At 64.6% G+C, this 24,117-nt stretch carries 17 protein-coding genes; 7 read left to right on the forward strand and 10 right to left on the reverse strand.

Annotated elements, in window-relative coordinates; genetic code table 11:
- Positions 1-360 precede the first annotated feature (360 nt).
- The gene (locus CK219_RS30260) at positions 361-4,305 is read right to left on the reverse strand and encodes an AsmA-like C-terminal region-containing protein (RefSeq protein WP_095770138.1); all 3,945 of its coding nucleotides are present in this window, start codon (positions 4,303-4,305) and stop codon (positions 361-363) included.
- Between the two features lie 196 nt (positions 4,306-4,501).
- Between CK219_RS30260 and CK219_RS30265 the strand changes: the two genes are divergently transcribed.
- The gene (locus tag CK219_RS30265; protein WP_095770139.1) at positions 4,502-5,470 is read left to right on the forward strand and encodes a Dyp-type peroxidase; all 969 of its coding nucleotides are present in this window, start codon (positions 4,502-4,504) and stop codon (positions 5,468-5,470) included.
- 15 nt (positions 5,471-5,485) lie between these two features.
- Here the strand turns inward: CK219_RS30265 and CK219_RS30270 are convergent, their stop codons facing one another.
- Complete coding sequence (locus CK219_RS30270; RefSeq protein ID WP_095770140.1) at positions 5,486-6,901, reverse strand: FAD-linked oxidase C-terminal domain-containing protein; 1,416 nt, start codon at positions 6,899-6,901, stop codon at positions 5,486-5,488.
- Positions 6,902-7,055: 154 nt separating this feature from the next.
- Between CK219_RS30270 and CK219_RS30275 the strand changes: the two genes are divergently transcribed.
- Together CK219_RS30275 and CK219_RS30280 are read left to right on the forward strand one after the other, a co-directional pair.
- Positions 7,056-7,541: a thioesterase family protein gene (locus CK219_RS30275; RefSeq protein ID WP_095770141.1), complete on the forward strand. Its 486-nt coding sequence runs from the start codon at positions 7,056-7,058 to the stop codon at positions 7,539-7,541.
- Between the two features lie 145 nt (positions 7,542-7,686).
- Positions 7,687-7,884 (forward strand): hypothetical protein, encoded by a 198-nt coding sequence (locus CK219_RS30280; protein ID WP_095770142.1) that lies wholly within the window; start codon positions 7,687-7,689, stop codon positions 7,882-7,884.
- 60 nt (positions 7,885-7,944) lie between these two features.
- On the opposite strand, the gene CK219_RS30285 is transcribed toward CK219_RS30280, so the two are convergent.
- Entirely contained in the window at positions 7,945-8,421 is a 477-nt protein-coding gene (locus CK219_RS30285) for an Lrp/AsnC family transcriptional regulator (RefSeq protein WP_095770143.1), read from the reverse strand.
- A 164-nt stretch (positions 8,422-8,585) separates the two neighbouring features.
- Between CK219_RS30285 and CK219_RS30290 the strand changes: the two genes are divergently transcribed.
- A complete protein-coding gene (locus CK219_RS30290; RefSeq protein WP_095770153.1) occupies positions 8,586-9,437 on the forward strand; it encodes a DMT family transporter in 852 nt (283 codons plus the stop codon).
- A 399-nt stretch (positions 9,438-9,836) separates the two neighbouring features.
- Here the strand turns inward: CK219_RS30290 and CK219_RS30295 are convergent, their stop codons facing one another.
- Complete coding sequence (locus CK219_RS30295) at positions 9,837-10,739, reverse strand: dienelactone hydrolase family protein (protein WP_095770144.1); 903 nt, start codon at positions 10,737-10,739, stop codon at positions 9,837-9,839.
- Positions 10,740-10,979: 240 nt separating this feature from the next.
- Between CK219_RS30295 and CK219_RS30300 the strand changes: the two genes are divergently transcribed.
- The gene (locus tag CK219_RS30300) at positions 10,980-11,417 is read left to right on the forward strand and encodes a hypothetical protein (protein WP_095770154.1); all 438 of its coding nucleotides are present in this window, start codon (positions 10,980-10,982) and stop codon (positions 11,415-11,417) included.
- Between the two features lie 1,115 nt (positions 11,418-12,532).
- On the opposite strand, the gene CK219_RS30310 is transcribed toward CK219_RS30300, so the two are convergent.
- Positions 12,533-14,845: a glucose/quinate/shikimate family membrane-bound PQQ-dependent dehydrogenase gene (locus CK219_RS30310; protein ID WP_095770146.1), complete on the reverse strand. Its 2,313-nt coding sequence runs from the start codon at positions 14,843-14,845 to the stop codon at positions 12,533-12,535.
- A 182-nt stretch (positions 14,846-15,027) separates the two neighbouring features.
- On the opposite strand from CK219_RS30310, the gene CK219_RS30315 reads away from it, so the two are divergent.
- A complete protein-coding gene (locus CK219_RS30315; RefSeq protein WP_095770147.1) occupies positions 15,028-17,748 on the forward strand; it encodes a UvrD-helicase domain-containing protein in 2,721 nt (906 codons plus the stop codon).
- 9 nt (positions 17,749-17,757) lie between these two features.
- On the opposite strand, the gene CK219_RS30320 is transcribed toward CK219_RS30315, so the two are convergent.
- The 5 genes from CK219_RS30320 to CK219_RS30340 all read right to left on the reverse strand — a co-directional run bounded on the left by CK219_RS30320 (position 17,758) and on the right by CK219_RS30340 (position 22,742).
- Positions 17,758-18,816, reverse strand: coding sequence for an ABC transporter permease (locus CK219_RS30320; protein WP_095770148.1), 1,059 nt, complete (start codon positions 18,814-18,816; stop codon positions 17,758-17,760).
- A complete protein-coding gene (locus CK219_RS30325) occupies positions 18,813-19,604 on the reverse strand; it encodes an ATP-binding cassette domain-containing protein (RefSeq protein WP_095770149.1) in 792 nt (263 codons plus the stop codon). Before CK219_RS30325 ends, CK219_RS30320 begins: the two co-directional genes overlap by 4 nt.
- A gap of 88 nt (positions 19,605-19,692) precedes the next feature.
- Entirely contained in the window at positions 19,693-20,700 is a 1,008-nt protein-coding gene (locus tag CK219_RS30330) for a substrate-binding domain-containing protein (RefSeq protein ID WP_095770150.1), read from the reverse strand.
- A 105-nt stretch (positions 20,701-20,805) separates the two neighbouring features.
- Positions 20,806-21,714, reverse strand: a complete 909-nt coding sequence (locus tag CK219_RS30335; RefSeq protein ID WP_095770151.1) for a sugar phosphate isomerase/epimerase — start codon at positions 21,712-21,714, stop codon at positions 20,806-20,808.
- A complete protein-coding gene (locus tag CK219_RS30340; RefSeq protein ID WP_095770155.1) occupies positions 21,711-22,742 on the reverse strand; it encodes a Gfo/Idh/MocA family oxidoreductase in 1,032 nt (343 codons plus the stop codon). The genes CK219_RS30335 and CK219_RS30340 overlap by 4 nt, the downstream gene beginning before the upstream one ends.
- 196 nt (positions 22,743-22,938) lie before the next feature.
- Between CK219_RS30340 and CK219_RS30345 the strand changes: the two genes are divergently transcribed.
- Complete coding sequence (locus CK219_RS30345) at positions 22,939-23,964, forward strand: LacI family DNA-binding transcriptional regulator (RefSeq protein ID WP_095770152.1); 1,026 nt, start codon at positions 22,939-22,941, stop codon at positions 23,962-23,964.
- The last annotated feature ends 153 nt before the right edge of the window (positions 23,965-24,117 follow it).

A 24,117-nucleotide genomic window follows, 5' to 3' on the forward strand; every position in this document is an offset into this window, starting at 1 on the left:
ACTTGCTGCCCGGTCGGGCTCCAAGAAGCTCGCTATCATCGCCGTCGCAAGGAAGCTCCTGGTCGTCCTCAACGCTATCATTCGCGACAAAACCGCATTCGCATGAACACAGTTGCCATTCCGTGACTTCGAAGCGCCGCCACGGTGCGGAATTCTGCTCCGTTGCACGCCTTGGCGAAGGTAACGGCATGGATTCCAGGGTCTCCGCGACGCCGCTTCGCGGCTGCTCCGCCCTGGAATGACGACCGCGATGGGCGTTTCGGCCAATCTCCAAGGCATGCGACCTGCCAACGCAAACAGAGCCGACCGGCCAAATCCCGGTGCTGGGAAACTAGCCCCGCTCCGCGCGCTGCGAAAAGCTCAGCCGCCGTCGAGCGATTTCAACAGATTGTCGATCGTGAACGGGTTGGCCTTCGGCTTTGCCGGCGCCGAGGTCGCACCGCCGTTGACACCGGGCAGCGACCGGTCGGTCTTCGGCTCGGCCGCCTTGCGCTCCGCCTCCAGCTTCTCCTGCTCCGCCTTCTTGCGATCGGCTTCGGCCTGCGCCTTGGCCGCCTCGTCCGCGGAACGCTGCTCGGCCTCGGCTTTCGCCTGCGCATCGGCCTTGGCCTTGGCGTCCGCTTCGGCCTGGGCCTTGGCGTCCGCCTCCGCCTGCGCCTTGGCGTCGGCTTCCGCCTTCGCCCTCGCCTCTTCGTCGGCCTTGGCTTTTGCCTCGGCTTCCGCCTGTGCCTGCGCTTCAGCCTCGGCCTTCGCCTTGGCTTCCGCCTCTGCCTTCTGCCGCGCCTCTTCCTCTTGCCGGCGCAACTCCTCGGCCGCCTTGTCGCGCTCCGTCTGCAGCGCCGTGTAATAGCGCACCTCGCGCCGCAGCCGCTGCTTTTCGAGCAGCGCCGCCTGCATCGCTTCGACCCGCTGCTGCTCCTTCTCTAAGGCACGCTGCGTCAGGAACTGCGCCAGCGGACCGCTGTCGAATTGGGGCGCGGCCCCGAGCGGGCCGGCCAGGCTGAAATTGACGGCCGGCTCGGAACCGACCAGTGCCTCCTCGCCGGGACGATAGGTCAGCGTCCCCTTTGCCGTGACGGTGCTTGTGTTGAGATCGGCGGTCACGTCGGCGGACAAGGCCGCGCCGGGATTGTCGAGGCTGATCGGCGGCACGCGCAACGTGCCGTTGGCGACGGTGAAGGCCACATCGGTGTCACCGGCGGCAAAGCTGCCGTCGCTTGCGATCTGCGGCGCGAACTCCGCGGTCTTGGCCGTGTCGATATCGCGTCCGATCGCATCGGCCTTGGCGATGATGGCGCCGAAGCCGTCCGGATTGATGCCGTCCACCTTCAATCCCTTCAGCGCCGCGGTGCCGGACCCGGACAGGGCCGCAATCATGGCATCGACGGATTTGCCGCTGGTCGACAACGCCGCCGAAAGATCGCCCCTGCCGCCGATGCCGGCGCCTGGCAGGACTGCGGAAAGATCGCTGCCGGCAAGCCTCATTTGGCCGGAGAACAGGCCGGTGCCCTCCGTGTTCTTCAGGTCGAACAGGCCGGTCAAATCGCCGCCGTAAAGCTTCGCCTTGAGGTCCGAGACGTGGATGCCTTCGCGATCGAGCTTCAGCGAGAATGAAGCGTCACGCGCCCTGGCGAAGGACCCGACGGCGAGCGCCGATGTGTTGAGATCGAGGTCTGCGTTGAACGGCAAGGTCGACTTCTGGCTGAACGGCGTCGTCGGCCAGCCGCCCTTGGCGGCAGCGAAAGACTGGTCGCCGAACAGCGAGACCGTCAGCGGATCGAGGTCGAGCTCGTCGAGCGCCAGCGCCCCGGCAAGATGCGGCAGACCATCCTTGGCGTCGATGTTGACGTCGCCGGACACCGCCGCCTTGTTGATCGAACCGGTGAGGCCGCTCAGCACCAGAAGCCCATTGCCGAAATCGGCATCGGCCGCCAGCGACGTCGACGTCCCCGTTCCCATGCCGGGCAGGCCTACCCCCGTCGTCATCAGCCACGGCTCGATATCGGCGGCACTAAGATTGACCTTGCCTTTTGCAGTGGGGCCTTGCGCCGTCTCGGCGACGGTTCCGTCGAAGCTTGCCCTGAAGTCGTCGGCCGTCAGGTTGAAGCTGGTCGCGAGACCGCCGGCGACCGAGCCCTTCGCCGAGACCTCGGTGTTGGCATGGCCGAGCATCCCGAGCGGCAGCGCCGGCAGGCCGTAAAGCGCAAGCAGCGTGGCGGCATTGTCGTTGCGGGCGTTGAAGGTGATCGATACCGGCGCCTCGGAGAGCTTGTCCGCGGTTCCCTTGCCGGAAAGCGAAGCCGAAAAGGCCGAACCGCCGGCCTTGCCTTGGGCCGAGAGCGCCAGGCCCGTGGTGCCGTCGCCATTGTCGGCGGCGCTGGTCAAGAGATCGATGCGCGCGTCCTGGAACAGCTCGGGATAGGCCGCCGCACGGCTGGCCAGGCCTTTGAGCGCGCCATTGCCGGGATAGTGCTGGGCCGCGACATCGATCAGCGGCTTGAGATCCACCGCCACCACGGAAGCGTTGAGCTTGCCGGTCGGGCTCTGCGGGAAATCCTTGATCCGGCCCGTGGCGCTGATCGAGGCGCCGGCCAGGCCGCCGATCGAGAGCCGGTCGATCTCGAGCAGGCCCTCGCGCAGCCGCAGCGCCGTGTCGACACTATCGGCGCTGAACCCGCCGGCGCTGACCGGACCCGCCTTGATCTGGAAATCGAGATCGCGATCCGAAAAGCGGTTGGCGCCCTTGTCGCTGATGAAGATCGAGGCGAAGGCCGCGAGCCCGTCCAGATCCATCTCGCCGCCCGTCAGCCGCATCAGCACCGATGGCCTGGCGCCGTCCGGCTGGCTGGAATCGATGCTGCCCGAAAATTTCGCCTTGCCGAGGATGAGTTCGAGATCGCTGAACGACTGCCGGTTCTCGCTGAGATCGACCTTGGCCTTGAAGCCTGCCGCCGGGAGCCGACGGATCGCCTCGTCGACATCCTTCGACAGCCAGGCGGCAAAGCCGGAAGGCTGTCCGACGGCCAGCAGCAACGAGCCGGTGAAGCCGAAATGATCTTCGATGCTCAACATGCCGTCGGCTTCGAGCGTTGTGCGGCCCGGCAGCGTCGCGGCAAGCGACTTGACCGACCAGCCCCCTTCGGCGGGCTCTGCCGACAGCCGCACGTCGCGCACCGTCGTGTCGCCCGCCACCACAGCCGGCAGCCTGACCTCGACCTTGCCCGGTATGGTCGGCTTCGGCATGTGCTGCAGCGTCCGCTCGAACGCCGCAATGCGCTGGTCGAGCGTGAAGCCGGCGCCGGCGGCCCCGCCGACGGCCTCGTCGAACTGCACCTGCGCCCCGCTGGCCTCGACCGAGAAATGCGGCTTCAGGCCGAGATCGACCGATGCCTTGCCGTCGGCGGTATAGGGATTGTCGAGCGGCCCGGTCTCGAAGCGGAACTCGTCGACATTGAGCTTCTGGTGGTCGAGCGCGAACTTGCCGTTCAGGCGGAAGCCCGGGTCCGGCTTGCCGGTGCTGACCTTGACCGGCTCGCCCTCGTTGCCGCGCAGTTGGGCCGAATTCCTGTCGTCGCCCGAAATCTTGAACTGGCCGGAATAGACCGCGGCGCCCTTGACGATGCCGGCATTGCCGTCGGCTTCGATGATCAGCGGATAGGCATCGGGATCCGCTTTCAGCCGAAGCCGCATCTGGCCGTCCGGCTCCACCTTGCCGGTGGAAGCCGAGACGTCGGCCCGCAGGCCATCGAAGCGCAGCGTTCCGTCCATCCGCCATGGGCCGGTGAGCGCCTTGGCCGAAATCGTCGAGTTGATCTCCGAGATCAGGTGGCTGCGCCCGCCGGCGGCATGGCGCAGTTCGATCTGCCCTTCGCTCACCGACAGCTTCTCGATCGCGATCTGGCCCGGATCGAAGGGAGCCGAGGGCCGGAGCGTCCAGTCGACGGTGCCGTCACCGGCGATATTGATGACGGCTTTCGGGTGCACCAGCCGCATGTCGAAGATCAGCACCTCGCCGCGCAGGAACGGCGCGAGCTCCGCATCCATGGAGAAGGTCTCGACCGTCATCGCCGGCTGGCCTTCCGGCCCGCCCGCGACCTCGACATTCGAGAAGGTCACCGACGGAAACGGCAACAGCCGCGCTGTCGCGTCGCCCTTCACCGTCACCTTGCGGCCGAGGACGGCGCTCGCCTCGCGCTCGAAATCGCCCCGGTAACCCGTCCAATCGATGAAATACGGCACCACCAGCGCCGCGCACAGCACCAGCACGAACAGGCCACCGAAGATCACGAACAGGCGGGCGAGCATCTGTTTCCCGGGTTGAAAGTCAGCCGCACTCTACCCGCATCCGCGTGTCGATAAAGAGGCAATTCAACGCGCGGCAACGGCCAACGTCTCCAGTTGCGCGAAGGCTCACGCTCGCGATATCTCTTTTGCGAATCCCTGCCCTATCCGGTCACGTTCGTGACCACCCAAAATCCGAACCCAATACGGAGCGTTCCCGATGTCAGGCAAGAACTGGGACAGAGTGCCGATCGACGCGCAGAGCGTTGACGCTCCGCTGTCGACGGCTGCGATTTTCCTTGTTGTGACCGTCGGCAGCGACGAGGCCGCGCTTTCGAATGTCGCTTCGGTGCTGGGCGAGCTCGACGATCTCGTCAAGAATGTCGGCTTCCGCGACTTGTCGGGCCGCCTGTCCTGCATCGCCGGCATCGGCGCCGCGCTCTGGAACCGTCTGTCGCCCGGCCGCCGGCCGCGCGAGCTGAAACCCTTCGCGCCGATCGAGGGCTCGGCGCATTCGGCGCCCTCGACGCCGGGCGATCTCCTGTTCCACATCCGCGCTGAGCGGCCCGACATGTGCTTCGAGCTCGAGCGCATCCTGCTGGACCGCCTGGCCGGCAGCGTGACCGTCGCCGACGAGGTGTCCGGCTTCCGCTATTTCGACGCGCGCGACCTCCTGGGCTTTGTCGACGGCACCGCAAATCCGACCGGCCTCGACCTGCCCGCCTCTGCTTTGATCGGCGACGAGGACGGCGACTTTGCCGGCGGCAGCTACGTCGTCGTGCAGAAATACCTGCACAACATGTCAGCCTGGAAAGAGACGCCGACGTATGTCCAGGAAGAGATCATCGGCCGCACCAAGATCGACAACATCGAGATCGATGACGACGACAAGCCGCGAAAGTCTCACAAATCGCTGGCCACCATCGAGGACGACGCCGGCAATGAATACGACATCCTGCGCGACAACATGCCGTTCGGCCGCCCGGGTCAGAACGAGTTCGGCACCTATTTCATCGGCTATACGCGCTATCTGTGGGTGATCGAGAAGATGCTGCAGCGCATGTATGTCGGCGAGCCCCCCGGCGCCTACGACCGGCTGCTCGACTTCTCGACCCCGCATACCGGCACGACCTTCTTCGCGCCGACACGGCCGATGCTGCAGAAGCTGGCCGAAGGCGTGGGAGGATAGCCGCCGGCCGGCGGATCAGCCCGCCGCGGGCAGGATCTTGCCCGGGTTCATGATGTTCAGCGGATCGAGCGCCTGCTTGATCGTGCGCATGACATCGACGCCATGGCCGAGCTCGTGGCGCAGGAAACCAACCTTGCCCTGGCCGATGCCGTGCTCGCCGGTGCAGGTGCCTTCCATGGCGATGGCGCGCATGTTGAGCCTGGCGACGAATTTCTCGGCGAGCGCGATCTCGGCCGGGTTGTCGACATCCATCAGCACCAGCACATGGAAATTGCCGTCGCCGGCATGGCCGACGATCGGCGCGATCAGCCCCATCTCAGCAATGTCGGCTTCGGTCGCAGTGACGCATTCGGCAAGCCGCGAGATCGGCACGCAGACGTCGGTCGACAGCCCCTTGGCGCCGGGGCGCAGCGTCAGTGACGACCAATAGGCGTCGTGCCGCGCCTTCCAGAGCTTTGTCCGCTCTTCCGCGACGCTGGTCCACAGGAACGGTCCGCCACCCTGCTCCCCGGCGATCATGCCGAACGTTTCGGCCTGCTCGGCGACGCCGGCGTCGCTGCCATGGAACTCGACGAACAGGCACGGGCTCTCCGGATAGTCGAGCTTGGAATAGTTCTTCATCGCCCGCATCTGCAGCGCGTTCACCAGTTCGATGCGCGCCACCGGGATGCCCATCTGGATGGTCGCGATCACCGTGTTGCAGGCGGCCTCGAGGCTCGGAAACGGGCAGACGCCGCCGGAGATCGCCTGCGGAATGCCCTGCAGCCTCAGCGTCAGCGACGTGATGACGCCAAGCGTGCCTTCCGACCCGACCAGAAGCCGCGTCAGGTCGTAGCCGGCCGAGCTTTTCTTCGCCCGCTTGCCTGTCGTCACCGTCTCGCCGTCGGCCATGACGGCGGTCAGCGACAGCACGTTTTCACGCATCGTGCCGTAGCGCACCGCGTTGGTGCCGGACGCCCTGGTCGCCGCCATGCCGCCCAGCGACGCATTGGCGCCAGGATCGATCGGGAAGAACAGACCGGTGTCGCGCAGGTGCCGGTTGAGGTCCTCGCGCGTCACGCCGGGCTCGACCGTGCAGTCAAGGTCCTGCGGGTTGACAGCGAGGATCCGGTTCATGCGCGACGTGTCGATGGAAATGCCGCCACCCGGCGCATTGGTGTGGCCCTCGAGCGAGGAGCCGACGCCGAAGGCGATGACAGGCACGCGGTGTGCGGCGCAGGCGCGCACGATCTCCTGCACGTCCGCGGTCGTTTCGACGAAAGCGACGCCGTCCGGCGCCTGGGTCGGGATATAGGTGGTGGTGTGCGCGTGCTGACCGCGTATCGCCTCGCCGGTCTGGAAGCGCTCGCCGAAGCGCTGCTTGAGGATGCCGAGCACCGCGGCGATGCCTTCCTCGTTGCGTTCGACGGGGTTGAGGTCGCTCAAAGCCATGAATTCCTCCGCGAATGGACCAGCGGCCGCGCTTGTAGTGCAGCTATGAATGATGCCTAAAGCAATCCTAGGAAAAGTGCCAAGCGATTAGGCTCGGCCACTTCACTTGTAGCCTTCCGTCCGCCCTGTCCAGCGACCATCGAGGAAAACCAAAATGACGATCCCCGCACCGATCATTTCCGGCCCAATGGCGATCGAGAAGGAATGGATCGACTATAACGGCCATCTCAACATGGCCTACTATAACGTCCTGTTCGACCGCTGCTCGGACCAGGCGTTCGAGCTGATGGGCATGGGGCCGAACTACGCCAAGGAGCGGCGCCTCACCATCTACACGGCCGAAGTTCACGTCTGCTACGTGCAGGAGTTGCACCTCGACCACAAGGTCAACGTCTCGTTCCAGCTGATCGATCATGACGAGAAGCGGCTGCGTGCCTATCAGGAAATCCGCCACGTCGACGGCTGGCTGGCGGCGACGTCCGAATCGCTGTCGCTGCATGTCGACATGGAAGGACCGAAGGTCGCTCCCTTCCCCGCCGATGTGATGGCCCAGGTCGAGGCCATGCGCGCCGCCCATACAGCGTTACCGATGCCGGAGCGCGCCGGCCGCTCGATCGGCATCAAGCGCATGGGCGCTTGAAAACTCGGACGCCCGCGTTAACCTTACCAAGGCTTTAACGTGAACAAGTCGGTTGAGTCCGTTGAACGACTCACTGGCGCGTTCGAAAACCGCCGTACCGGGTTTGCGCGGGGGCGGCTGGCGTAATGCGGTGCGAGGACAGTGCATGAAAACCGACATCAAGGTCGAAGTGGAACGGTTGGCGGCCGATCCACGCATCACCGACTATGATTTCTGGCGATCGCTGAAGAACGTCAACAATGAGATCTTCCACATCGCCAACAACAACGAACCCATCCCGTTCGACATGATCCGCTGGCGCGTTATTCTGAAGCAGGCGCGCATGAAGCGCGGCCACGCTTGATCCATCGTCGCTGCCTCATCCTCCCTGACCAGCCATAGCTGCCGAGTCATAACCGCCGAATCATGGCTGCTTGAACCCGCCCAGCGGCGAGCGCGGCTCGACCGGTGACGATTGGATGATAGCGGTGTTGGTCATCGCATAGGGAATGATCCGGTCGATCACCCGCTCGAGCTCGCTCACCGAGCCGACATGGGCGAGCGCGACGAAGCAATCCTCGCCGGTTACCCGGTCGCATTGCGCGATTTCCGGCAGCTCGCGGATGATGTCCGCCACAACGGAAAGCTGTCCCGGCACCGGCCGGATTCTGAGCCATGCCGACAGCTTCATGCCGAGAGCGGCGGGATTGATCCTGACCGTATAGGCTTCGATCACGCCGTTATCCTGCAGCTTGCGGATGCGCTCCGCCACGCTCGGCGCCGAAAGCCCGACCGCGCGCGCCAGTTCCGCAGTGCTGATGCGCGCATCCTTTTCCAGGAACCGCAGGAGCTTCAGATCGATCGCGTCCAGATCGACATTTTCACTTCGAAGGTTTTTCAAGCCAAACCTCTTCCATCAGAAAGCAAACCGTCCAATCAGGCCATTCATCACATATGTAATCCGCGAGTTTCGCCTGCGATAATGCTCGCATGAAAACGCAAACGCAAATTCCAGCTGCAAACCGGACCGCCGCCGATGCGCACCCCGCCCTCGCCGGCCCCACCATGCTTGCTGGAATGGCCAACGCGTTGCCGCCGCATGTCTGGTTCTGCGTCAGCGCCGTGTTCCATTATCTCGGGCCGGCCTTCGCCGTGCTGCTTTTCGCTCAGGTCGGCGTGCTCGGCATGGCTTGGCTGCGCATCGCCACCGCCGCTCTCATCTTCGCCCCATTGACCAGGCCCTGGCGTGTTTTTGCCGGCGCCGATCGCGCTCAGCGGCTTCTGCTGCTCGCATTCGGCATCTGCCTGGCGGTGATGAACTGCTCGTTCTATCTGGCGCTCGACCGGTTGCCGATCTCCCTGGTGGCGGCGATCGAATTCGTCGGCACGATCGCGGTCGCGCTGGTTGGCCTGCGCAGCCGGCGTAACTTTGCCGCGCTCGCCATTGCCGTTGTCGGCACCTTGCTGCTCATCGACGTGAAATGGTCCAGCGATCCGGTCGGCTTGTTCTGGGCCTTTTTGAACGGCGCCCTCTTCGTCGGCTACATCGTGATCGGTCACCGCGTCGCCCAGGCAGGCATCGGCATCGGTGGCCTCGGCGCCGCTATGGCGGTCGCTTTCCTCGCCGTGTTGCCCATTGGCTTTCGCGAGGCGCTGCCCGCCTTCGCGTCGCCGCAGCTGCTCGGCGCCGCGATCGGCGTCGGCATCTGCTCTTCGGTCATCCCCTACATCTGCGACCAGCTCGCCATGGCGAGGTTGCCGCGCGCGAGCTTCGCATTGATGCTCTCGCTCCTGCCGCTCACCGCAACGCTGATCGGCGTCATCGTGCTGCGCCAGGTGCCAAGCCTCACCGATTGCTTTGGCATTGCGCTGGTGATCGCCGGGGTGGCTTTCCACAAACCCGCAGCAAATGCCTAGTGGCACTGCACAGAGATTGACAGATCAGCTCTGTTTGCGTTGGCAAGTGGCATGCGTTGGAGATTGGCCGAAATGCCCATCGCGATCGTCATTCCAGGGCGGAGCAGGAGCGAAGCTCCGTCGCGAAGACCCTGGAATCCATGCCGTTACCTTCGCCAAGGCGTGCAACGGAGCAGAATTCCGCACCGTGGCGGCGCTTCCAAGTCACGGCATAGATTCTGTGGTCTGCGCCGCGTCGCTTCGCTCCTTGCTCCGCCATAGAATGACGAGGTTGGGGCGGCTTCAGCCAATCCCCGGCGCCGTTCCGTGAAACGGTGAAACGCCCTGGTTACCCGACACAGGGATTTTGAAAGGTTGCCGTTCGTCACTCTTCCTGGAATTGCTCTGGACCGCTCGGGGCTATGCCAGCTTCTCGTTCAGGAAAGCAATCGTCCGGCCCCAGGCGAGATCGGCGGCTTTCTTGTCATAGCGCGCGGCCGAGGTGTCGTTGTTGAAGGCGTGGTTGGCACCCTCATAGACATAGACCTTGTATTCGACATGGGCGGCGTCGAGCGCCTTCTTATAGGCGCCAATGCCGGCGTTGGTGCGTTCGTCCAACCCGGCATAGTGGAGCAGCAGCGGCGCCTTGATCTTTTGAGCGTCCTCGGCCTTGGGCTGCATGCCGTAATAGGCGACGCCGGCGCTGAGGTCGGGCGCATGGACGGCGAGTTGGTTCACCGCGCCGCCGCCCCAGCAGAAGCCGACCGCACCGACCTTGCCGTTGCCGTCCTTGAGGCCCTTGAGATAGGCGATCGTCGCCACGCCGTCGGCGGCGACTCTGGCCACGTCGAGCTTGGTGAACATGTCGCGCGCCTTGTCCTCGTCGGAGGGCGTTCCGCCAAGCGGCGACAGGAAGTCCGGCGCCAACGCGATGAACCCCTCCAGCGCCACGCGCCGGGTGACATCGCGGATATGCGGGTTCAGCCCCCTGTTCTCGTGGATGACGATGACGCAGCCGAGCTTGCCTGACTGGTTCGCGGGCTTGACCAGATAGCCCTTCATCTCGCCGCTTGAGCCGGGATAGGTGATGTCCCCTCCCTTAACGCGGCTGTCGTCTTCGGCGACGATCGCCGCTTGAGCGGAATTGGCGGCCAGCATCGGCGCGATCGCCGCCGCCGCGGCACCCGAGCCCGCCAGCTTCGTCAACTGCTCCATGAAGCGGCGGCGGTCGAGCGTCAGATGCGTGTATTCGTCATAGGCATCGATCATCGCCTGCGTGATGACAGGCTGCGTGACGACGGGCTTGGCAACGGGGCTGGTCATGATTTTCCTCGACGGTTGGCGGTGGACCGCAAGATAGGGTCGAGTATCGCATGGTCCAGTCACGCCCCGGTGACGACCCATATGGGCGGAACCCTGGTGGAGCCAACCCGCCGTCGCGCCGACAAGCCAGCGCGATTCATCACATTTTGGTCATTTCCGAAAGGCTTGATGGTGCTGTCACATTAGGACGTGAAGTTGCCTGAGCGCCCTACCGAAACGAATGACGAAAAGGGGAATGCCATGAAGATCCAGGATATCATCAACACCGTTTCCTCGAAGGCCGGCCTCGACGAGCCGACCACCGAGAAGGTTGTCGGCACCATTTTTTCCGTGCTCGAGCATGAGGCTGAAGGCACCAGCATTTCGTCCTTCTTCGACCAGATCCCCGGCGCCGGTGAGTTGGCCCAGAAATATGACGTGATGGCCGCCGGTACGACGGCCAATTCGGGCGGCGGACTTCTGTCGTCGCTGCAGGGCGCGCTGGGCGGCGTGCTCGGCGAAAAGGCCGGCGCGCTGATCAACGGCATCGCCGCGCTCAAGGCGTCCGGCCTCGACATGGCGCAGATCCGTCAGGCCGGCGAGACCTTGATCAAGCAGGCCGAGGTTGCCGCCGGCCCTGATCTGACCAACCAGGTGCTGGACCAGGTGCCCAGCTTGCGGGGTCATCTCGGGCTTTGAAGCATTCCGAACCGCTCTTGAGCGGCTCGGCCTTTCGACGGCAAAGCTGATCCGCTTTTGACGACCGAAGGCCTCCCACTGGCGAAGCCGCTTAGTCCACCTTATGGGGAACAAGATAGTTCGTAGTTTTTGTGCCTCGGGTGACTGTTAGGGCGGAATATCCAGGCGGCGGCGAATCGGTAACCGTGGCGTCAACCTCCCTGCATCGGCCAATAACTTCGCCGACAGGGGACTTAGCCAAACGATCCGCCAAGGCCGCTTTGCATTCATCGGCGGAGTAGACTTGAGGCGCGATTTCGAGTGGCCGACAAGCCCACCCCGGACTGCACGAAAGCAAAACCAATATCGCTGACGCCTCCGGTCCCATTTCGTATTTTCCTTAACGCTCATCCGACGTGACAAAGGACAGTGCGATCAGGTCATCAACGTCGATGCCGCCGCGACCATTGTCCAATGTCGGCGAGAGCTCCCGACCTACGCCGACTGGCAGTGCCTTTGGAAAAGGGCCAGCTTAGCCGAGTAGCCAAGGCGCAATTTGGTCTTGCAGTCATCGTACCTGAAGATGCTTACCGCCTTGAACCATGAACCGGTTTTGATGGATCGGCGAGTGGCAGTTACGGCACTCGTAACGGATGCTGACGTCCCGCAACTCATTGGAAATCGACACCGTCCACCTCCTGCCCGCCCCTAACGGATGCCCGCCATCCTGGGGGTGACGGACATCCATAAACTGGCGATGAAGGGACTCATGTCCGCCAGTCGGGGACACAATGAGACAGTGGGCTATATGTTTCGTCCTTGGGACCAATGCTTGTGATGTGCGACTTCAGTCGGAACCGATAGCCCGACTGGGGACTTGCGCCAGGAACGAACCAACCGACCCTCCGTTGACCCACTGCCGGAAGCTCCCGCTACAGCGGTTGAGCACAAAGCAGAGGCTCCAGCGCTGGCGGGTTACGCGCTGGAGCCGTCTTAAAAGGTTGGAGCGAGAAAATGAAAGACTATCGGAACAGTGTCCTGGAGGCTCGTTGGCTTCTCGCCGTACCCGCGTCGCTTCTCCTGACCGTCCTGCTGGCCGGCTTCTTGCTTTCGTAGCAGGCCGGCCTCGCCCTGTCCTATTTCGGCAGCGTGTAGGCCATCACGTAATCGCCCGGCTTGGTGCCGACCGAGCCGTGGCCGCCGGCGACGATGACGACGAACTGGCGGCCGTCGGCCACCGTATAGGTCATCGGCGTCGACTGGCCGCCCGCCGGCAGCCTCGCCCGCCACAACTGCCTGCCGGTGGTGAGGTCGTAGGCGCGCAGATAGTCGTCCACCGCGGCGCCTAGGAAAGCGACGCCGCCAGCCGTGATCATCGGCCCGCCGATGCCGGGAACGCCGACCTTGAGCGGCAAAGGCAGCGGCGTCATGTCGTAGACAGTGCCGTTGCGGTGCTTGTAGGCGATGTTTCCCGTCTTGAGGTCGACGCCGGCGACATAGCCCCAGGGCGGCGCCTGGCAGGGAATGCCGAGCGGCGACAGGAACGGTCCCATCACCACCGCGTAAGGCGCGCCTTCATTGCGGTTCAGCCCCTGCTCGCTGCCCTTGGTGTCGCCCGGCGGCGGCACATCCGCGCGCGGGATGAGCTTCGAGGTGAAGGCGAGGTAGGTCGGCATGCCGAACATCACCTGCCGCACCGGATCGACCGCGACGCCGCCCCAGTTGAAGACGCCGAAATTGCCGGGATAGATCAGCGAGCCCTGCAGCGAAGGCGGCGTGTAGCGTCCCTCATAGCGCAGCTTCTTCAATTCGATCCGGCACGCCAGCTGGTCGAACATGGTGATGCCCCACATATCGGCACCGGTCAGCGGCTTGGGATTGAAGGACAGGTCCGAGGCCGGCTGCGTCGGCGAGGCATGATCGCCCTCGACCGCGTCGCCGGGCGCCGGCACGTCTTTCACCGGAATGATCGGCTCGCCGGTGCGCCGGTCGAGCACGTAGAGATCGCCCTGCTTGGTCGGCCCGACCAGCGCCGGCACGACGCCGCTCGCCGTGGTGATGTCGACCAGCGACGGCTGCGCCGGCACGTCCATGTCCCACAGATCGTGATGCACGGTCTGCCGTACCCAGCGCAATTGCCCGGTGTTGAGATCGAGCGCGGTGATCGAGGAGGAAAATTTCTCGACATTGGCGCTGCGGCCCATGCCGAGCTGGTCCGGCGTCTGATTGCCGAGCGGAACGTAGAGCAGTCCCAGCTTCTCGTCGGCGCTCGCCGTCGACCACATGTTGGGCGAGTTGTGGGTGTAGGTTTGCCCGGCGGGCAGCGGCGTCGTCACGTCCGGATTGCCGGAATCCCAATTCCATAGGAGCGCGCCGGTGCCGGCGTCGAAGGCGCGGATGACGCCGGACGGTTCCTCGGTCGAATAATTGTCGTTGACCGCGCCGCCGACGATGATCTTGCCGCCGACGATCAGCGGCGCCGACGTCGAATAGTAATAGCCCGACTTCGGATAGGGCATGTTGGCCATCAGGTTCAGCGTGCCGGCCTCGGCGAAGGACGGACACACCTGCCCGTTCGCGGCATCGAGCGCGATCAGCCGGGCGTCGGAGGTCGGCAGATAGATGCGCGCGGCGCAAGGCTGGCCGGCGGCGATCTTGGCATCGGCATAATAGGACACGCCGCGGCAGGTCTGGTGCTGGCGGTTGGGGTCGAGCTTGATCTTCGGATCGTAGCGCCACTTCTCCTTGCCGCTCGCGGCATCGATGGCGATGGCGAAATTATGCGGCGTGCAAATGAACAGCGCATCGCCGATCTTCAGCGGCGTCACCTGATAGGTCGTCTCGCCGATATCGTCGGGGCCTTTCACGTCGCCGGTGCGATAGGTCCAGGCCGGCTGCAGCTTGGCGACGTTGTCCGGCGTGATCTGGTCGAGCGGCGAATAGCGCTGGCCGAAGGGCGTGCGGCCGTAGAACTGCCACTCGCCGGCCGGGATGTCGCCGCCGAGATTGGCGGCCGTCGCCGCCTTTTCGGTGCCCAGCGTGCCGCCGATATCCATGGGATCGGCGGTCATCGAATAACCGGCGACCGCGAGCGAGGCGAGCACGGCCAGGATCAGCGGCGCGCGTCCGTCCGGCCCCCGCAGCCCCCGCCTTGCCCACGGCGTCAAAAGCCACAAGGCGATCAGCACGATGACGCCGCCGCGTGGGCCGAGCTGCCACCAGTCGAAGCCGATTTCCCACACTGCCCAGCATAAAGTGGCAAGAACGAACAGCGCGTAGAGCCAGAGCGAGGTCGACCGGCGCCTGAAAAGCAGCCAGGCGGTGATCAGCAAGATCAGGCCGGCGATCAGGTAGTACCAGCTGCCGCCCAGCGCGATGAGCCAGATGCCGCCGCCGCCGAGAATGAGACCGATGAGGAAAAGGACGAGGGAGGTGATGGTGACAGCCAAGACGGTGCTCCTTCGACTGTTGCGCCTTCGCGGCCGCTCTGAGGCGACGGCGAGCCGTCCCTGCCCTGCCGGCAGCTTTCCCTCACCCGCTCCGGCTGTCAAGTTGGGGCCAGACACGCGAAACTAGAACAAAACGTAGACAGTTCTGGTCTTTCGCTGCCGAATCACTACATTCGGGAGCGATGTCGGGCTTTTCCGAAGACATGCCTTTTTTCGATGAACCGAATGCGCGGCCGGCAGCGGCTCCATTCGGCATAGCCGCGCGCGCCATGGCCGCCCGCAGCGGCCAGAACGGCGTGCCCGATTATCTGAAGGGCCTGAATCCGGAGCAGCGGCTCGCCGTCGAGACGACCGAAGGCCCGGTTCTGGTGCTGGCCGGCGCGGGCACCGGCAAGACGCGGGTGCTCACCACGCGCATCGCTCACATCCTTGCTACCGGCAGGGCCTTTCCCTCGCAGATCCTGGCTGTCACCTTCACCAACAAGGCCGCGCGCGAGATGAAGCAGCGCATCGGCATCCTGATCGGCGAAGGCAATGTCGAGGGCATGCCTTGGCTCGGCACCTTCCACTCGATCGGCGTGAAGCTGCTTCGCAGACATGCCGAGCTCGCCGGGCTGAAATCGGATTTCACCATTCTCGACACCGACGACGTGGTGCGGCTGATCAAGCAGCTGATTCAGGCCGAAGGGCTGGACGACAAGCGCTGGCCGGCCAAGACCTTCGCCCAGATGCTCGACAACTGGAAGAACAAGGGCCTTGGCCCCGACGAAATCGCGGAAGGCGATGCGCGCAGCTTCGGCAACGGCAAGGGCCGCCAACTCTACAAGGCCTACCAGGAACGGCTGCAGACGCTGAATTCCTGCGATTTCGGCGACCTGCTCTATCACCCGATCCGCATCTTCCGCGCCTATCCGGACGTGCTGAAGGAATACCACCGCAGGTTCAAATACATCCTCGTTGACGAGTACCAGGACACCAACACCGCGCAATACATGTGGCTGCGGCTCCTGGCGCAGAGGCCTAATTCTGGGCGCAAAGGCGCTGACGCCGGCGGCAGGCTAATCTCCCCCCAAGTGGGGGAGATGTCCGGCAGGACAGAGGGGGGCGCGAAGGATCGCGACGCCTCCAATCTTTCAGGCGGAAAGGCCGGAGGGACAGCGCCCCCCTCTGTCGCCTCCGGCGACATCTCCCCCACAAGGGGGGAGATTGGAGCCAGCTCCGTAAATATTTGCTGCGTCGGCGACGACGACCAGTCGATCTATGGCTGGCGCGGCGCCGAGGTCGACAACATCCTGCGCTTCGACAAGGATTTTCCGGGCGCCACCATCATCCGGCTGGAGCGCAACTACCGGTCCACCGCGCATATTCTGGGCGCGGCCTCGCACCTCATCGCCCACAATGAGGGCCGCTTCGGCAAGACGCTGTTCACCGACCGCGACGACCCCGAGGACGACAAGGTTCACGTCCACGCCGCCTGGGACTCGGAGGAAGAGGCCCGCGCTATCGGCGACGCCATCGAGGCCTACCAGCGGCAGAAGCACAATCTTAACGACATGGCGATCCTGGTGCGTGCCTCCTTCCAGATGCGCGCCTTCGAAGACCGCTTCATCACGCTGGGGTTGAACTACCGCGTCATCGGCGGCCCGCGCTTCTACGAGCGCCTGGAAATCCGCGATGCATTGGCCTTCTTCCGCGTCGTCGCCAATGGCGGCGACGACCTCGCCTTCGAGCGCATCGTCAACGTGCCGAAGCGCGGGTTGGGCGAAGCCACCATCCGCCAGATCCATGACACGGCGCGCGCCATGCGCATCCCCATGCTGGAGGCCGCCGCAACGCTCGCCGAAAGCGACGAGCTGAAGCCGAAGCCGCGCGCGGCGCTGCGCGAGGTCGCAGCCAATTTCGAGCGCTGGCAGAAGGCGCTAGAAACCACCCCGCATACCGAGCTTGCCGAGACCATCCTGGAGGAAAGCGGCTACACCGACATGTGGAAGAACGACCGTTCGGCGGATTCGCCCGGGCGGCTGGAAAACCTCAAGGAGCTGATCCGCTCCATGGAGGAGTATGAATCGCTGCGTTCCTTCCTCGAGCATGTCGCGCTGGTGATGGAGGCCGAGCAGGGCGAGTCGCAAGATGCGGTCTCGATCATGACGCTGCATTCGGCCAAGGGCCTCGAATTCGAGACCGTCTTCCTGCCTGGTTGGGAGGAAGGCCTGTTCCCGCATCAGCGCGCGCTGGACGAAGGCGGACGCTCCGGCCTCGAGGAAGAGCGCCGGCTCGCCTATGTCGGCCTGACGCGCGCCAAGAAGAACCTGCATATCTGGTTCGTTTCCAACCGCCAGATTCACGGCCTGTGGCAATCGACGATCCCGTCGCGCTTCGTCGACGAATTGCCCGAAACTCATGTTGATATCGCCGACAGCGGCAACAGCTACGGCGGCTACGGCAATCCCTATGGCGGCGGCTCGTTCGCCTCCGGCCGCGGCGGCGGACGACAGAACCCCTACGGCGCCTCGCGCTTCGACAATATCGGCGCCAAGGACCAGGGCAGCTTCTCCAACACCTATGCCACGCCCGGCTGGCAACGCGCGCAGGCGAACCGCACCGAGGCGACCGACCGCAACTGGGGCACGCGCTCCGGCCACCAGGTCGAGCGTATCGGCTATGGCGAGACCGATTCAGGCTACGGCGCCGGCCGCACCAGCGTGAAAGGCCGCACCATCGAGGGCGAGCTGGTGGCCAAATCCGTCGCCGACACGCCGTCCGCCTTCAATGTCGGCGACCGCGTCTTCCACCAGAAATTCGGCAACGGCAACATCGCGGCGATCGACGGCAACAAGCTCACCATCGATTTCGACAAGGCCGGCCAGAAACGCGTGCTGGACGGTTTTGTCGCGCCGGTGTGACCGGCCTCCTCACCTGTACCTTGCTTGGTTCCACTTATGGCCGAGCAGCGACAGGATGATGATCAGCCCGTTGAAGAACTGCACGTAGAAGCCGCTGAGGCCCGCCGCGACCACGCCGGTCTGGATGAACGACACCGTGACCGCGCCGATCGCGCCGCCGACCACCGTGCCGATGCCGCCCCAGGTCGGCGTGCCGCCGACGAACACCGAGGCCAGCACCGGCAGCAGATAGCCGTCGCCCGCCGTCGGCCACCAGGTGAAATTGATCATCACCGAGAAGGTGCCGGCGATCGCCGCGCCGATGCCGACGAAGACGAACACTTTCACCCGAACCCATTTGACGTCGATACCCATCTGCCTGGCGCTGTCGGGATTGTCCCCGACCACTTTCACCTGCGCGCCGAAACGATGCCGGTTGTAGAGCAGCGCCGAGAAGACGACGAAGGCGATCGCCCAGAAGACCTGCACCGGGATGCCCCAGACCTGGCTGGAGAAGATCTTGTAGGCCGAGCTGTCGGCAAGGCCGGTCAGCGCCGTCGACCTGCCTTCGTTGATGATCTGGATCAGCCCGCGCAGCAGGAAGTTCATGCCGAGCGTGGCGATCAGCGACGACAGCCCGCCATAGACGACCAGCGAGCCGACCAGGAAGCCGAGCAGCGTGCCGGTAAGAAGCGCCGCCGCAATGCCGATAAACGGATCGTAGCCGGCCTGCACGACCAGCGCGAAGACCCAGGAGGCAAAGCCCATTGTCGCCGGAAATGACAGGTCGATCTCGCCGCAGGTGACGACGAAGACCAGCGGCACCACAACGAACAGCGCCACGGGAAGCGTCGTCAGCACGGAGCTGTAGAGATACCAGGTTGTGAAGACGGTGGGGTTGGCGATCATGAACACCGCCATCATGACGATGAACACGGCGAGCGTGCCGAGCGAGGCGCGGTTGTCGAGGACGAAGCCGCGCAGCCAGTGATTGGACGGATGGCTCCATTCCTTGGCCGGTCCCTTGGCTACCTTGCCGCTTGCCGTTCCCAAAGGCGTTTGCAGATCGGGTTCCATCGCCTTGCTCATTGCGCTCCCTGCTCCGCGTCCTCATGCAGTCCCGGCAATCCGCCGGGGTGTGCTACGTCTTCCATGAAGTTGATGAGGTCTTCTGCCGACTTGACCTCGTTGCGGTCGGTCGCGAGCGCCACCTTGCCGCGGTCAAGGACCACAAAGCGGTCGGCAATGTCGAAGACATGGTGGATGTTGTGCCCGATGAACAGGATCGAGCGGCCGCTCGCCCGCACCTGGCGCACGAAATGGAAGACCTTGGCGGTCTCGGTCAGCGACAGCGCCGTCGTCGGCTCGTCGAGGATGATCAGTTCCGCCTGCTTGTAGATGGCGCGTGCGATCGCCACGCCCTGGCGCTCGCCGCCGGAAAGCTGGCCGACGATCGAGTGCGGCGTGAACACTTTCGAGGTGAAGCCGATCTCGCGCATCAGCCGGCTCGCCTCCTCGATCTCCTTGTCGACCTTAAGCCAGCCCATGAAGCTGGTCAGCTCGCGGCCCATGAAGATGTTGCGTACGATGGTCTGCTGCACGGCCAGCGCGCGGTCCTGGAACACCGTCTCGATGCCGGCGTCGCGCGAGCGCGCCGCGCTCCACCCGGTGACCGGCTTATCGCGCACCAGGATCTCGCCGCTGGTCGGCTTGACCACGCCGGACAGGATCTTGATCAGCGTCGACTTGCCGGCGCCGTTGTCGCCGATAAGGCCGACCACCTCGCCGCGGTCGACACTGAGGTTGACCCCGCCCAGCGCATAGACCTGGCCGTAGGATTTCTTGATGTCGCGCAGTTCGATGATGCGTTCGCCCATGCGATCCTCGCTTGCAATGTCTGTTCGGCGGCCTCGTCGCCGGCGGTCCAGCCGGCCGGGCAATAATCCCGGCCGGCGGCTTGGGAGGTCAACGCAATGCCTGCTTGGCGAGCTCGGAGACGATCTCGTAGTTCTGCGGCGTGACGAAGCCGGCGCCGGTGTCGACATTCATCGGCGCCAGCCCCAGCACCACCTGCTGGCAGAGGCTGAGAATCGGCAGATAGCCCTGCAGGAACGGCTGCTGGTCGGCCGTCAGTTGCACCCAGCCGCCCTTGAAGCCTTCGACGATCTGCGGACTGGTGTCGAAGCCGAAGTTGAAGATGTCGCCGGGCTTGCGGCCCGCCGCCTGCATATAGGTCGCGACATTGCCGAGCATCTGGCCGCCGGGGTAGCCGACCGCCTTGACGTCGGGGTGGTTGAGCAGCGCCGCGGTGATCACCGGAATGGCGAGGTTGGGATCCGACGCCCATTCGCCGCTCGGCGGTGAGGACAACTGGATCACCTCGACGCCGGCTTCTTTCAGGGCCGCCACCGTGCCGCGCTCGCGCGCGCCGCGATTCTCGTTCTCGAACGGACCGATCATGATCGCCTTGTCGCCCGCCTTGAGCTTGCCGAGCTTGAACGCCTCGGCGCCGAGCGCGCGGCCCTGCTGCTCCTGCTGCGCGCCGACATAGCCGCCGCCGAACGCCGCCACCACTTTCGGCACCGGCACGTTCTGGTACATCATCTTGATGCCGTCCTTATGCGCCTGTTCGGCCAAAGGCATGATCGCGGCATCGCCCGGATGGCCCATCATGGCGATGCCCTGCGGCTTGACCGCGACCGCCTCGCGCAATTGCTGCACCATCTTCTCGACGTCCCACTGGGAGAAGATGTAGTCGACCTTCGGCCCGAGATCGGCCGCCGCCTGTTTGGCGCCATTATAGACGATGGTGCCGAAGGCGTCGCCCTCGGCGCCGCCGACGAAGAAGCGAATATGCACGTCCTTGCACCATTGCGCGTCGAGCGCGTGCGCCGGCAAGGCAGAGATCGAGGCGCAGAGCGCCGCGGCAGCCGCCACGACGGTCGAGCGCAGAACAGTCCTTCTGGTCGTCATGCACGTTCCTCCCTTTTAGACCCCTCCCGATGGAGGGTTTCGAATTGATCTGCGTCCTCGGTCGGCCGGCTCCTCCGCCGGCCAATCCTCACATCGAATCTGGCCTCAAGCCGGATTGGGCACGTAGCTGTTCCCTCCCCGGCATTGCTTCAGATAGTCGAGCGCGCGCGCCTGTCCGGTGATCTCGAGGTCGCCGCGATAGACCGGGTCATGCCAGCCTTCGATGTCGATGGCGCCCTTGTAGCCAGCCAGCCGCAACTCGCTGATCACCCGCGTCCAGTCGCTGTCGCCGAAGCCCGGCGTGCGCATCTGCACGAAAGGCAGACGGCCGAACACGCCATGCTCGCGGATGACGTCCCAGCGCACGGTCGCGTCCTTGCCGTGGACATGGAAGATGCGCGGCGCCCATTTGCGGATCTGCGGTATCGGATCGATCAGGTACACAAGCTGATGGCAGGGCTCCCATTCCAGCCCGAGATTGTCGTTTGGCAATTCGTTGAACATCAGCTCCCAGGCGTCCGGATTATGCGCGATATTCCAATCGCCGCTCGCCCAGTTGCCGTCCATCGCGCAATTCTCGAAAGCGATGCGCACGCCCTTGTCGGCGGCACGCTTGGCCAGCGGCCCCCACACCTCGCGGAAGCGCGGCAGGCTGTCGGTCAGCGGTCTGCCGCGGATGCGGCCGGTGAAGCCGCTCACCGTCGACGCGCCGAACAGATGCGCATTATCGATCACCGTCTCCCAGACCGCCAGCACACCGCGATCAACCTCTCCATTCTCGAGCGGGTTGCCGAACACCCCGATCGAGGACACGGTCACATCGGCATCGCCGATCGCCTCGCGGATCTCGCCCGCCAGGCGCTTCAGGTCCTTGCCGCCCAGCGTCTGCCAGAAGAAGGGCTGGATGCTCTCGAAGCCGAGCGGCAGGATCTGTCTGACGTATGCGGCCGGATCTTCGAGATTGGCCCGCACCATGGTGCCGATCCTGATATCGAGAAGCGGGTTTGCCGTCATTGTGCTTCCTTGGCGATTGTCACGCGCCGCCCGCTCTCCGCGCTCTCGATGGCGCCGAAGACCATGGCCAGGCTTTTGATGTTGTCGGCGCCGCGCGTCTCCGGCTCGGCGCCGGTCTCGATCGCGTGCATGAAATCCCGGATGATGCCGAGATGGCCGTCGACGCGGTCGGCGGGATCGAGCGGCGGCACTTCGATGGGCTGCGTCTTGTCGATGATCCCGTCGCGGCCGGACGCAATCACCTCCGCCTTCAGCCCGTCATGGCCGTCCCACAAAAGGCTGCCGCGCTCGGCGACGATGCGCCAGCTTCCCTCCCAACTCGTGCGGAAACCGTCGGCGCACCAGGAACCGGCATAGGTGAAGACCTTGCCGCCGCCGAGGTCGAAGACCGCGCTGGCCGACGACCCCTGCCGATACCAGGAATTCACGGGTTCCCATTCCTGGCAATAGACGCTGGCCGGCTCGCCGGCGACCATGTAACGCGCGGCATCGAACGTGTGGATCGCCATGTCGAGCAAGAGCACATGGGCCATCTCCTCGCGAAAACCGCCGAAATGCGGCGCGACGAAGAAGTCGGCGTGGATGCTGGTCGGCTTACCGATGACGCCGGAGTCCAGGAAGCGCCTGATGCGCCTGACATTGGCGACATAGCGGCGGTTCTGGACGACGGCGTGGATGCGCCTCGCCTTGCGCGCTGCCTCGACGATGGCGCGCGCATTCTCGGGGCTGTCGGCCAGTGGCTTCTCGGTGAGCAGATGGCAGTCGTGCGCGAAGGCCGAAAGCGCGACTGCGCGGCGTGCGGCGGGAACCACGACGTCGAACACGGCATCGGGCTTGGTCTGGTCGAGGACGGCGTCGAGGTTGGTGCCGATGACGGCGTCGGACAGCGCGTATTCGCGCGCCCTCGCCTGGGCTCGCTCGGCATCGAGGTCGACGAGGCCGACAATGGCGAGCCCGTCGATCTGCTTCGCGGCATCGAGCCAGTGCTTGCTCATCGCTCCACACCCGGCCAGGACGACCCTCATCATCCAGCGCTCCTCCTCCGCCGGTCCCTCCAGACCGGACGTCACGGCGTCCACGGCGTCACCGTAAACGTTTTTCCGTAAACGTTTACGAGAACACACCCGATGGCGTAGAATGTCAACCGGCTGCTTGCAAAAATCATCCCGAAGCCTTGGCCTGAGCGGCAGCCGGTGCTAGCCAAGGCAGGGGGAGAATCCGTCCTTGGCGTCCAGCATCCACGATCTCGCGCGTCACCTGAACATCTCGATCGGCACCGTGTCGCGCGCGCTGAACGGCCGTGCCGACGTCAATGCCGACACACGCCAGCGTGTGCTCGAAGCAGCCAGGAAGCTGAACTATTCGCCCAATCAGTCAGGCCGCAGCCTGCGCCAGGGCGCCACCCGCTCGATCGCCTTCATGCTGCAGCCGCATCCCGGCGACCAGCAATATGGCGAGCCGTTCTTCATCCCGTTCCTGACGGGCCTGCAGGCGCGGCTCGCCGAGCATGACCTGGATCTGATGGTCGTCATGGGTGAGCCGGGCCAATATCAGCAGGAGCGGTTGCGCCGCGTGGTCGAGACGCGCCGGGCCGACGCGGTCGTGTTGGCCAATACGCGAAGGGAAGACGATCGGATCGAGTATCTCAGCAAGGCCGGCTTTCCCTTCGCCACGCTTGGCCGAAGTCAGTCCGGCGGCGACACGTATCCTTCACTCGATATCGATTTCGAGAGGGCGGGTGATGAAGCCGTCGACCGGCTGGTCGCGCGCGGCCACCGCCGCATTGCCGCCATCCGGCCTTCGCTTGATCTCAACTTCGGCTACCTGTTCCTCGACGGCTACCGCAAGGCGCTGAAGCGGCACGGTATCGAGGTCGACCCCGACCTGATCGCCGACGGCTTCATCAACGAGACCGGCGGCTACCAGGTGACGCCGCAAGTAATGCGCTCCAGAAACCCGCCGACGGCGATCATCTTCAACAATGACGCGATGGCGCTCGGCGGCTGCAAGGCGCTGGCCGAGATGGGTATCAAGCCGGGCCATGACATGGCCGTGATCGTCATCGTCGACACGCCGCTCTGCCGCTACTTCTCGCCGACGCTGACCGCCTTCCGCCCGTCGCTGGAACCGATGGGCCGGCGGCTGGCCGAGATGCTGCTCGCTTCGCTTCCCGCATTCGCCGGCCCTGAGGGCACACGCATCATCCGCGAAGTCTGGCCGCTGGAGCTGATCGCAAGAGAGAGCGATTGAGCGGAGGCTTTCCCTTCTCCCCTTGTGGGCCTGTTGCGTAATTGGCTGGTTGTGATTCTCTGAGAGGAAGCTCGGAGGGAATCGCGATGGCTGTGAAGCAGACGGGACAGTTGAGCCTGGCGGAGGCGTTTCTAGGCGACAAGCTTGCGGGCG

Origin of the sequence: Mesorhizobium sp. WSM4313 (assembly GCF_002294725.1) — a bacterium.
Lineage (GTDB): Bacteria > Pseudomonadota > Alphaproteobacteria > Rhizobiales > Rhizobiaceae > Mesorhizobium.